Consider the following 11,042-nt stretch of genomic DNA (forward strand, 5'->3'; position numbering starts at 1 on the left):
CATAAACTGAATAAAAACGATCATTTACAAATCGAACAAATGTGCGGTATTATATTGGATAAATATTCCTTATAATCCAATTTGGTGGTGACGAAAGAATGACTGAAGCAAATGAAAAGCTAGTTGAAAGAATTGACGCGGTATTTCTGCCTGTCAAGAACCTTGAAGCTTCTGTAGAATGGTATCAAGAAGTGTTTGGTTATAAAATACGTTGGAAAAATCAACGTATGGCAGGTCTCGCAATCGCTTCGAATTGTGGCTTCCATCTTGTACAAGTTAAAGACCACGCTCCAAATGACGGCTATGTACCGTTTAACTTTGCTACTAAGAACATACAAAAGTTACATCAGACACTGAAAGAAAAAGGCGTCAAAGTAACAGGTGTTGATTCCGATACAGAGTTTAAAGAAATGAAACTGTTTGATTTCTGGGATTTAGATGGAAATATCATCAATGTCATAGCTATTTAACATAATTCTTCTTTAATGGAACGAGAACGATAGTGTGGAGCTGCCGCCAGGACAGCTCCTTTATTAATGACCATTAAAATAACGGGCAGTATAATGCATGAAATTTGTTCCTGTAAGTCAAAAGATAGTTTACTTAACGGGAGAGTTATATTGGAAAATCTGATTGATAAAAAAAGCTATTGACTGGAGGCTAAGCCTTGGAGTGTAGTGTACAAATTAAACAAATCACTCATGATAATCGAAAGATATATCCTCAAGTCTATGCTTTGAAACCAGGACATGTACATATTCAGCAAATTCCTAAGCTTCATTATGTATCGCAGGAAATGAATACGGCTTTTCATATGAATTGGGTTAGTCACCCTGAACCTACAGATGAACAGTGGATTGTAGTGAAAATTGTTAATCAGTTAAAGCAGATTTCAAAGAGGTCTCTGGGTTATAAATTTAAGCTGATGCCTCACGAAATCATTTGGCATGGTATTTTTGAAAATAATAAGCATTCAGTAACATATATGATGCAAGTTCCAGATTGTATTACTTTGGAAATGTACGAAGAGGCACGAGCTAAAGTAGAAAGGAATTTACGTGGGCAGAAAATCTCTGAAACGAAGTTAATTGGAGAAAATTCTGTTCTTTGTGCGCAAAAACTTCATGTTGGACATTATCGTGATACTCAGCTGACTCTCAAAGAAATTGAAAAATATGTAGAAGAGCAAGGGTATAAAGTAAAGGGGAATCGAAAAGAAATATATCTCAACTCAGGGATGTGTTACCACCCCCATGAAACTTGGAAGACGATTGTCAGCGTTCACATCGAAAAGTTAAACTAACGGAGAACGATAATGCAGGGGCTGCTTCAACGCGGCTCCTTTTTTCTTTATTGAAGTAACAGGCAGGATAGCGTAACTTCCAATAGTTGGAAGCGTATTAAGGGTAAAAGCGAAAGGAGATGATCTTTTGGCTATGTTAACTATTTTTATTGTAATGAATATTATTCTGGTTTTTGTGCTGTTTTCAGCTTTATTATTTGGACTTATTCAATGTAAGAAATATTCATTTTCGGGAGGATTTTATTTTTTTCTCTTTATAATTATTGGAAAGATTTATTCCTTCTTTATTCCTTATTTTATTTCACGAATAATTAAAAATTATATTTCCTTGGATAATACCACTGAACGTACATTGGGAATGACTACGGGTGAATTGGTAGCCTGGATTTCTTATACTGATAGTTCAATAAAGTATATATCTGAGATTATTGCTTATAGCTTTTTAGTTTTCGGGCTATATCGTATGTGGAAATCCAAGGTAAGATCATAAGGGCATCATCCCGTTTAACTTCCTCCTGACTGCAGGGGGATTTTTTAAATTTAATTTATTACCAAAAATAAGACTTGTTGTTGAGCTAACGGGCAGTATTCATCATAGACGAAGGCACAATTCGAAACTTTTCCCCGTTAATATTCGTCTTAAGGAGGTAAACACAATCGACATATAAAGGCGGTGAATTCTTATGAATACAACAACACGTCACTTATTTTTAGGTTTGTTTTTTTCGATTTTAACAGGTATAGGTTTATGGATATTAGAAACCATTGAAGGTAGTAAAATAACAACTTCTCTCTATATAGATGTTAGCTACATAACTGTTACTTTCGGTAGTTTTTTGGCTTTCCCATTTTATTTTATTTCCTTTTTTGTTTTGGGTTTACTCGTGGACAAGTTCTTAAACAGTAATGTTTTTACCAAACTGTTTGGCTACGCTGGTCTGGGTGGGATTTGTGGATTTGGGATTTTTAAAAAATATTACGGTGAATTTTTCGTAAGAGAATACGGGCTTAATATTGAAACATCTATTTTGGTGTTCACTTGTATAGGTTTGATTTTAGCTTTTTTGGATAAATTTGTTAAAGAAAAAGTGCAGAAATAGGCTGAACTAACGATGAACGATAGTTCAATCAAACACGACGGCAGCCGGCTTGACACATCGGTTGCCGTCTTCCATTGAAGTAACGGGCAAAAAATAAAACCGGCCCAAATGATGTGCCAGTTTACTCAATATCACCAATCAAGATTGCGAAAATGTACCCCGAAAAATCCCTTAGATACATAATATTCCATAAATAATTTCAGTATAAGTCTATTACTTTTTTTGAAAAAATTGTATGTTATTTAAGCAACCGCGGCGATTGCACTATAAGTATAGCCAACAAGGAACGATAGGTTAAAATGCAAAGGAGTGACAATCTATGGATTATACTGAATGTTTTAAAGAAGTTGTACTGAAATTTTCTTTTCTCGAGCCTATCGTTGAATTTATCCGTCATAATGAAAACATTACTTACAAGATAATGGATAGGGGAACTGAAGATACTTACTTGTTACGAATGCATAAACCAATAACAATAAACATGCAGGGTGTACAAAACAAACGTGAGGCGATTCAGTCGGAACTAGAGTATTTGTTATCTTGGTCGTCTCAATCCGAATTACCTGTTCAAATCCCTGTTCCGAATCTAAACGGTGAACTCGTAACAAGCGTTGTCATTGAACGCGAGGAAGTGCATTGTTCCGTATTGAAATGGGTTATAGGGGATACCATGTCCAAAATAGATTTCACCAATAAGGAAATGGTTAGTACCTTAGGAAAGCGTATTGCAGATTTACATCAGTTTTCGTGGAATTTTAAAAAAGGTCCAAGTTTTATAAGACCCGAATATGGGCTCGCGTGGATAAATAACATGTTGACCAAATTGCAATCAGGCGAAGGAATGGGTGTGATCGCTACCGTGGAATTTCAAATTCTTAAAGAGGCCATTTCGCTAGTATACGATCGGATGAAAGGGTTGAGCAAGAGTTCCGAAACATGGGGATTCATCCATTCCGACATTCACTATAGCAACTTAATCCGTACATCAAAGGGAATATCATTCATTGATTTCGGATTATCCGGGTTTGGATATTACGCAATGGATGTCGCTTTGGCTGCCCTTTTTATAAAAAATGAATTACGGGATGATCTGCTTTCCGGCTATTCTAATATGATTTCACGAAGAATAGACATCGTACAGTTAGAGGACTTGATGTTTTTGAATATTTGTGATTACTACGCATTTCTGATAAGCAGAGAAGAAAAGCATATGTGGATACGCGAACATATACCAAGCCTGATTGAACTTTGTAGATCTTTACTTAAAGGCAGAATGGTTTTTTATCAAATCAATCAAGTAGGTTTATCAAACTAGAAAAGCCTGCATGTAATTAATTACAGAAAACAAAGTAAGCAGCCGATCAGCACTCTCTCAATACTAACGAAGTTCTAATGCTTCATAAGATAGCTAACTGGCAGGATTGTTGAATATGATTTGATTTTTGATAGAATGGAATAGGTAATTAATTACATTTTGAAAACGAGGTGATGAGCAAATGGGTTCAGACTTATTTAATAATAAAACAATTAATGAGCTTTGCCGTGAATCGTTTGAGATTGCAAAACAAAATGGTTGGCACGAGGAAAAAAGAGAATTTGGAACATTAATCGCTCTAATGCATTCAGAATTATCCGAAGCACTTGAAGCATACAGAAAAGATTCGGAAGATGTTATGTGGTCCAACATAACCGAGGAATTAGCAGATGTCTGTATAAGGATTTTTAATGCATGTGGAGAATATAATCTTGACCTTGCTACAGCAATTGAAAGTAAGATGGAGAAAAATAAAGCAAGAGGATATAAATATGGTGGAAGGCGCATCTAAAGGAATAACAGAGTTATTCTTTACTTCATATACGAAACGCGACACGAGAGTTCGATAAAAAGACGATGCGTGGCTGGCGGCTCAACCCGTCGGCCTTGTTACGCTAAAGGGCAGTAGAGCGTGACGAGATTCTTTAACATGTCGATTTCTTCTGAATCGGAAATTGTAGAAGGATTTATAAAAATTAACTATAATAATACTCTCTAATGACTGATAAGTAGAAATCTTGTAAAATGATTAGTCTACTGTAAATTCATTTAGAGAGAAGGACTGACAATATTGATGGACTATGGTGCAGATTTATTTAAAGGTACTGCCTGGTATTACTCTAGATACAGACCTCTTTATCCTTCGTCACTATTGCGTTTCTTAGTAAACAAGTTTTCACTTAACGGTGAAGGTCGTTTGCTTGATTTAGGATGTGGAACAGGTCAATTAACTTTAAAATTTAATGATTGGTTCCAAGAAATTATAGGTGTAGATACTGAACCGGAGATGCTAAATGAAGCACTCCATTTGTCCAATGTTAACAGAGTGGATAACGCTTGCTGGTTACAAGGAAGGGCAGAAGAGCGTTCGAGTGATTGGGGGTCTTTTCGACTCATGTTAATAGCAAAAGCATTTCATTGGATGGATAGAGAATCGATTTTAGAAATCCTATATAACAGTTCTGATGATAATGGCGGTATTGCTATTATTGATTATGATATTGATAAGTGTGAACCATTACATTGGAAGCTTAAGGTAGCTGAAATAGTAAAAGTTTGGCTAGGTGATGAAAGAAGAGCTGGTAATAGTACTTACACGCCTCCCAAAGAAAGATTCGAGGACACCATTACAAAATCTAGATTTAGGGATGTTGAAAGACACGTTTTACCGAGTTATTCCTACAATTGGACCATAGACACTATTCTCGGAAATTTGTATTCCACTTCATATGCCTCCAAACGTTTTTTTGGTGAGAATCTGGAGAAATTTGAAAATGAATTGAAATCCGCTTTAATAGATATTGATTCAACTGGTATATTTACCGAAGAACTATCCGTATCAGTCATTACGACTTATAAATAACTAAGAGTAATTCGGTCATTAAACTATCGGGCATGTTAGCTTAATAAAACAACTAAAACGCGGCTGCCGGCATCGATCGGCAGCCGCGTAGACATATATGGATATTTTTCATTAACTGGGGTAACATACCAGAAAAATATCAGGGTGATTTCTTTGAAGTTTAAGCTATTCTTATGCTTATTTGTTCTTACATGCATGCTATTAAGTAGTCCAACTCCAACATTCGCTACTCGCCCAGAAGCTAGAGAAAAACAACTTGAAGAAGCCTTGTTACAACAGCTACATTCCGTTATAGTTGCTTCTCTTAAGACTATTTACAGTACAGAATTTGCTACTTATAGTTGTGAACGAATATCCTCGATTAACGAACTAATAACACAAAAGATTAAAGATGAGGGTAGTATACGTGTAGATGCAATACACGGTGCTAAGTACTTTGAAATATCCGTTAGTTTATGTAGTGTTGGGGTCAAAAAAGATGATGTTGAACTTTACCTGAAAAATGACTCTCCAACGGCTGATTATTACATGGTTGGTTATAGAATAGCCCCTAAAGATTAATCTAACTGGGCAGATTAGTACAACCATACCCATTGAACATATTACATAAAAAGGATACGATAGTTGAGGAGCTGCAGTAGTGCAGTTCCTCTTTTTTATTGAAGTAACGAGCAGATTAGTGGAGTAAAACTATGATAAAATATATAACATGCCCCCTTGATGGTTTAAGAGACCGACTTGGAATATTCTTAAGTCAATCGGTTGCAAATTATACAAGAATAAGGTGTGATGCGGCTGACTGATTTTACAATGATTAAAAAGCTGTTTCATATTACGAAACGAAACGGGTTTAGTCATGACGAGATACAAACCATTAACAATAATTTTGGTGAATTGCCCCAGGTGTTTATAGATTATTATTTGGAACTCGGTAAAGACGAGTGGCTGAATCATACGCAAGATAGTTTGATCAAGCCCGAGCAATTCCAATACTTCAAGCATAGCGAATATTTAATTTTTTATTGCGAGAATCAGCGTGCCTGTGTCTGGGGAATCCATAAGAACGATTTATACAGGTCCAATCCCCCTGTCTATATGAGTTACGATGAAGAGGTATGGGAAATGGAATTTGAAACATTGACCGATTTTTTTCATGCGATGGCCTATTTGCAAACCGTATACGCTCTTGAATACGGCTGTAAATCGTTCTATTCCATTGAACAAACCGACTTGGATATTATTCGTGAAAATTTTAAAAACAAAGGTATTTCCTTTCGACATTGGATTGGCATCGAATAGTATGGGAATTACGATGACAGCATAATAACGGTGATGAATAATGACGATAGTTTTGATTTGATTTATGCTTCAAGCGACAAAGAACATTTTGATGAAATGGGTCGGGTTCTCTCAAAACTAGGAGTAGTAATTTGAAATTTTCTATTTCAATTATACGCCCAGCTGCGCGGGGAACGCCGGCGAGAACTCTACCCTCGTTACTTTTAGGTTGTAGCAGGGTTGTTGTCTTAATGATGTCACCGCTCAACTAAAGGGCAGGTTAGCGTGGCAGGTGACTGTAATTTTTTTGTGAAGTGAAGGAGTTTATAATGTGAGAGAGAATATTTGATCAAAGAATATATGGATCTTTAACTTAAATTTTTAAAACAAGGATCGTGAAAACCGTGTGGGTGGATCTAATCAAAGAACTGACTAAAAAATACAAGTTTCAATTACCTGTCACAGAGTCTCAATTGTTAGAATTAGAAAGTATGCTGCATGTCGAACTTCCAAAATCATTAAAGGGATTATTGCTTGAGAGTAACGGAGTAATTGATGAGTACGGGTGTGACATTATTTGGACAATTGAACGGATAAAAAAGGACAATCTTGAGTTTCGGAAAAAAAATGATTTTAAAGAGCTTTACATGCCATTCGATCACCTTTTGTTCTTTGCTGATGCAGGAAATGGAGACCAATTTGCTTTTCCTATTCTAAACGGGAAGATTGTAAAAAACGATATTTATGTTTGGAACCATGAAGATGATAGTAGAACATGGATAAGTACTTCTCTATCTAGTTTTATAAAAGGCTGGATAAATGGGACAATTAGTGTATAAATCAAAACCCATAGCATTTCGACAGGTACGATAGCTCAATAAAACACGATGGCAGCCTTCTAGACGATGGCTGCCGTTTTTCATTGAAGTAACAGGCAGAATCCTTTAACCTAACTTGAAATAATTTTGCTCTTGTCCACACTTTATACATGGTGTAATCTGGAAATATCTTTCATTAGAGTAGGTAAGAAAGGGCGGTTAAAAATGAAGTTCATACTTATATTTGGTCCGCAGGCCGTGGGTAAGATGACTGTGGGCCATGAACTAGAGAAAATCACGCCTTTGAAGTTGTTCCACAACCATCAGACGATTGAACTGCTTCATCCTTACTTTGGTTTTGGACCTGAGATGTGGAGGTTGGCAGGTTTATTTCGTAAGGAAATCTTTGAGCAGATGTCTAAAAGCAATAGTGCTGGGTTCATGTTTACATACGTATGGGGATTCAATTTACCAGGTGACTGGAAATTTGTCGAACAAATCTGTAACATTTTTGAATCTAATGGGCATGAGGTATGTTTTGTAGAACTTGAGGCGGACATTGGGGAGAGGCTCGCACGGAATAAATCCCCTCATCGTTTACAACATAAGCCGACGAAACGGGACATCGAACAATCGGAAAAGGATTTACTTCATACGATGGAAAATCACCGCTTAAACTCACTACCAGGTGAGATCACAAGGGAAAACCACATTCGAATTCAAACAACCAATCGAACACCAGAAGAGACGGCATTAATAATTAAAGAGCGATTTCAGCTTTAGGCCATTCTGCTAACGGAGTACGATAGTTCAACCCAGCAAGAAGCGTCTGCCAAGCGGTAGCAGCTCCTTTTACATTAATCTGAAGGGCAGTAATTAATATGGAAAATGGAAGTGAATAAAATATAATTTGATCTTCTGAAACGAACATATATTCGATAAAATAGGTATGGATATAATTTACCGTGCCATAAGGAGGTTTTAATTATTAACACTTACCAAGTCGATACAGTCGAAAGAGAAGAAATCAAGTTGGTTGGTTTTTCATTAATGGAAAGTCTCAACAATCTTATAAAATCAAAGATTGGCGGAACGCTGCGTGAGGAATTGGACAAACGAAAGTCTGAAATCCAAAACAGACTGGGATCAGGGATGTATTTAGTTCAAATATATCCTCATGAAGTTCGGTGGACTCCCAATGTACCGTATCAGCATGTGATTGCCTACGAGGTGGAATCCTTCGGAGAGATACCTAACGGTATGATATATTACACATTACCTGCAGGTCGTTTTATCAAAATCGTACATCAAGGCGCAGAATCGCAGCTTGGCTCTACGTATGATTATATAAATAGCACGTATGGCGTGAGACCTATTGATATCGAATATTGGAATGATATTCATAAATTAGAACGAGAGGATGCTCAAATAGATATCTATATACCAGCTATTTAATCCGCTTGTTACTGTATAAATAAACGATTCCGCTAACAGGTACGATAATTCAACAAACCGCCTTTTGGGCGTTCCGCCGAATACCTAAGATTATCTCATAGAACTCGACGACGATAATGATGCGTACAGAAGCAAAATTCACGAGATGCCATCCTTCCTATAATAAGTGATACAATACCGTACATATTATTTGGGCCAAAATATTAATCCCTTTACTTAAACGATGATCGAGGCGTATAATCCGTTAAGACATCGGAGTGAGAAGAGGGAAATTGATTATGAACAACGGGTTGTTCAATGCTATTATCGCGTATATCATGTGGGGGGTTCTCCCGCTTTATTGGAAGTTATTTAACGATGTGCCGGCAGGCGAGATTCTGTCACATCGGGTTGTCTGGTCGTTCGTCTTCATGGGTATTCTCGTCACCATCCAGCGTCGCTGGGGTGACCTGAAGCGGATTGCGGCTAGCCGCTCGCTCCTGCTGTCTCTCACCGCTAGCGGACTGCTGATCGCTGCTAATTGGCTCATCTTCATCTGGGCGGTCAACAACGACCATGTCGTCGAGACAAGTCTCGGTTATTATTTGAACCCGTTGCTGAACGTGCTGCTTGCGGTTGTCTTCCTTCGTGAGAAGCCAAACCGTGGTCAATGGCTCGCGATTGCCATCGCTGGCGCCGCGGTGCTCATCATCGCCATCGACTACGGACGGTTCCCATGGATCTCAATCTCACTGGCCGCGACGTTTGGCTTGTACGGCCTCGCGAAGAAGAAGATCGGACAAGACGCTTCTGTAGGCTTGCTGTCGGAGACGGCTGTAGTCCTGCCCGTTTCGCTCGGCTACTGGATCTATTTGGCCACCGTGGGAAAGACGACGGCATGGACGCTACCTGTATCCACGTTCGTCGAACTGCTTCTTTCCGGCGTGGTAACAGCGCTACCGCTGCTTTTCTTTGCGCGAGCGGCCGCCCGGATGGCGCTGTCCACGCTCGGCTTCGTACAATACATCGGGCCGACGATCATGCTGTTATTGAGCGTATTCGTGTTCAAGGAATCGGTCTCGCCGGTTCTTCTCATCGGCTTCGCGCTCATCTGGACAGCGCTTGTCGTATACGCTACGGCATCAGTTCGCGGCACGAAACTCGCGAAGCCGCGCTGACGGCAAACACGTCCAGCCACCCGGTACCGTAATAACAGCCATTTCCGTCCGCTGGGGAGGAGATGGCTGTTTTCTGTATGGGGTTAAGCTAACGGGTACGATAGTGCAATGACTAAGAAGCAGACTGCAGCGGCAGTCTGCTTCTTGGTGGATAACGGCAGACACTTCAAAAAAACTCTTATCGGGAATGTTACTGAGCTATTCTTGGATTTAATGCCATCGCTTCTTGAGCCAAACGCGGTAGATAACGTAGACGGACGCCAAAAAAAGAACATACACGCCGACGGACAAAACGAGCTTGCTAGTACTAGCAAACAGATTGCTGCCGATGAACGCAAACAGGAGCATAGCAGGAATTTTGCCCAATGCGGACGCAACAGCGAATGTAACGACCGGAATGGAAGTAATGGCAGGAATGACATTAACGACAGCCTGAGGGATAACCGGGATCAGTCGAGCCAATAAAATAGTCAGGAACGGATTTTTTTCAATCGCGGCTTGGAGCTTTTCCAGCTTCTCGTACTTGGACAAGTAAGCACGGCCCTGCTTTTGGAACAAGTAGCGTGCCAGCCAAAAAACAATGACTGACGCGATGGAAGCAGCCGTCCAACTAATCAAAGCGCCCAGCAAAGGACCGTACATAAACCCGAGCATGCCGATAACTATTTTGTAGGGGATGACCGGTACGATAATAAAACCGAGCGCAGCCGCAAAAATAAGCAGAACAGGCGCATCCCCATACTGCATCCAATGCAAAATTTCATCCTTGAATACATAGACAATGAGTATGAGCACGAGATATATGCAGATAGTGAACCATTTCTTCATTTGGTAGGGTGTCTCCCTTGGTCTAAGTCTTTCTTCTGGCCTGTTGATCATACTTAGTGTAACACACAAACATTCTTCATTGGTGTAGATAGTCCAATTGACGAGCTTACGGCTTCGCGGCGACAAGCATGACCCAAACGTACGTCTCGTTGCCGTCTGCGGTGACTAACCGGAAATGCAATGATGTATGGTAGAGTATAGAAAGC

Annotated in this window: 14 protein-coding genes; 13 read left to right on the forward strand and 1 reads right to left on the reverse strand. The window is 39.1% G+C overall.

Going from position 1 to position 11,042, the window contains the following annotated elements:
- Positions 1 to 98 precede the first annotated feature (98 nt).
- The 13 genes from QMA13_RS07130 (at position 99) to rarD (ending at position 10,008) form a co-directional block, all read left to right on the forward strand.
- Positions 99 to 470 carry a VOC family protein gene (locus tag QMA13_RS07130; protein WP_282940512.1) on the forward strand — a complete coding sequence of 124 codons (372 nt, stop codon included), beginning with the start codon at positions 99 to 101 and terminating at the stop codon, positions 468 to 470.
- Between the two features lie 197 nt (positions 471 to 667).
- A complete protein-coding gene (locus tag QMA13_RS07135) occupies positions 668 to 1,303 on the forward strand; it encodes a hypothetical protein (protein ID WP_282940514.1) in 636 nt (211 codons plus the stop codon).
- Positions 1,304 to 1,430: 127 nt separating this feature from the next.
- Entirely contained in the window at positions 1,431 to 1,793 is a 363-nt protein-coding gene (locus tag QMA13_RS07140; RefSeq protein ID WP_282940516.1) for a hypothetical protein, read from the forward strand.
- A gap of 193 nt (positions 1,794 to 1,986) precedes the next feature.
- Positions 1,987 to 2,403: a hypothetical protein gene (locus tag QMA13_RS07145; RefSeq protein ID WP_282940517.1), complete on the forward strand. Its 417-nt coding sequence runs from the start codon at positions 1,987 to 1,989 to the stop codon at positions 2,401 to 2,403.
- Between the two features lie 319 nt (positions 2,404 to 2,722).
- Positions 2,723 to 3,718, forward strand: a complete 996-nt coding sequence (locus QMA13_RS07150) for a phosphotransferase enzyme family protein (RefSeq protein WP_282940520.1) — start codon at positions 2,723 to 2,725, stop codon at positions 3,716 to 3,718.
- Positions 3,719 to 3,899: 181 nt separating this feature from the next.
- Positions 3,900 to 4,229: a MazG nucleotide pyrophosphohydrolase domain-containing protein gene (locus QMA13_RS07155; RefSeq protein ID WP_282940522.1), complete on the forward strand. Its 330-nt coding sequence runs from the start codon at positions 3,900 to 3,902 to the stop codon at positions 4,227 to 4,229.
- Positions 4,230 to 4,511: 282 nt separating this feature from the next.
- On the forward strand, positions 4,512 to 5,300 hold the full coding sequence (locus tag QMA13_RS07160) for a class I SAM-dependent methyltransferase (RefSeq protein WP_282940524.1): 789 nt from the start codon (positions 4,512 to 4,514) through the stop codon (positions 5,298 to 5,300).
- 195 nt (positions 5,301 to 5,495) lie between these two features.
- On the forward strand, positions 5,496 to 5,861 hold the full coding sequence (locus QMA13_RS07165) for a hypothetical protein (RefSeq protein WP_282940525.1): 366 nt from the start codon (positions 5,496 to 5,498) through the stop codon (positions 5,859 to 5,861).
- 249 nt (positions 5,862 to 6,110) lie between these two features.
- Complete coding sequence (locus QMA13_RS07170) at positions 6,111 to 6,599, forward strand: hypothetical protein (RefSeq protein ID WP_282940527.1); 489 nt, start codon at positions 6,111 to 6,113, stop codon at positions 6,597 to 6,599.
- 389 nt (positions 6,600 to 6,988) lie between these two features.
- Positions 6,989 to 7,417, forward strand: coding sequence for an SMI1/KNR4 family protein (locus tag QMA13_RS07175; protein WP_282940529.1), 429 nt, complete (start codon positions 6,989 to 6,991; stop codon positions 7,415 to 7,417).
- Positions 7,418 to 7,621: 204 nt separating this feature from the next.
- Positions 7,622 to 8,179 carry a DEAD/DEAH box helicase family protein gene (locus tag QMA13_RS07180; RefSeq protein ID WP_282940530.1) on the forward strand — a complete coding sequence of 186 codons (558 nt, stop codon included), beginning with the start codon at positions 7,622 to 7,624 and terminating at the stop codon, positions 8,177 to 8,179.
- 204 nt (positions 8,180 to 8,383) lie between these two features.
- Positions 8,384 to 8,851 carry a GyrI-like domain-containing protein gene (locus QMA13_RS07185; protein ID WP_282943294.1) on the forward strand — a complete coding sequence of 156 codons (468 nt, stop codon included), beginning with the start codon at positions 8,384 to 8,386 and terminating at the stop codon, positions 8,849 to 8,851.
- A 278-nt stretch (positions 8,852 to 9,129) separates the two neighbouring features.
- On the forward strand, positions 9,130 to 10,008 hold the full coding sequence (rarD, locus tag QMA13_RS07190; RefSeq protein ID WP_282940531.1) for an EamA family transporter RarD: 879 nt from the start codon (positions 9,130 to 9,132) through the stop codon (positions 10,006 to 10,008).
- Between the two features lie 210 nt (positions 10,009 to 10,218).
- On the opposite strand, the gene QMA13_RS07195 is transcribed toward rarD, so the two are convergent.
- A complete protein-coding gene (locus tag QMA13_RS07195; RefSeq protein ID WP_282940533.1) occupies positions 10,219 to 10,836 on the reverse strand; it encodes a TVP38/TMEM64 family protein in 618 nt (205 codons plus the stop codon).
- Positions 10,837 to 11,042 lie beyond the last annotated feature (206 nt).

It is taken from the genome of Paenibacillus sp. RC67 (genome assembly GCF_030020805.1).
Taxonomy (GTDB): domain Bacteria; phylum Bacillota; class Bacilli; order Paenibacillales; family NBRC-103111; genus Paenibacillus_S.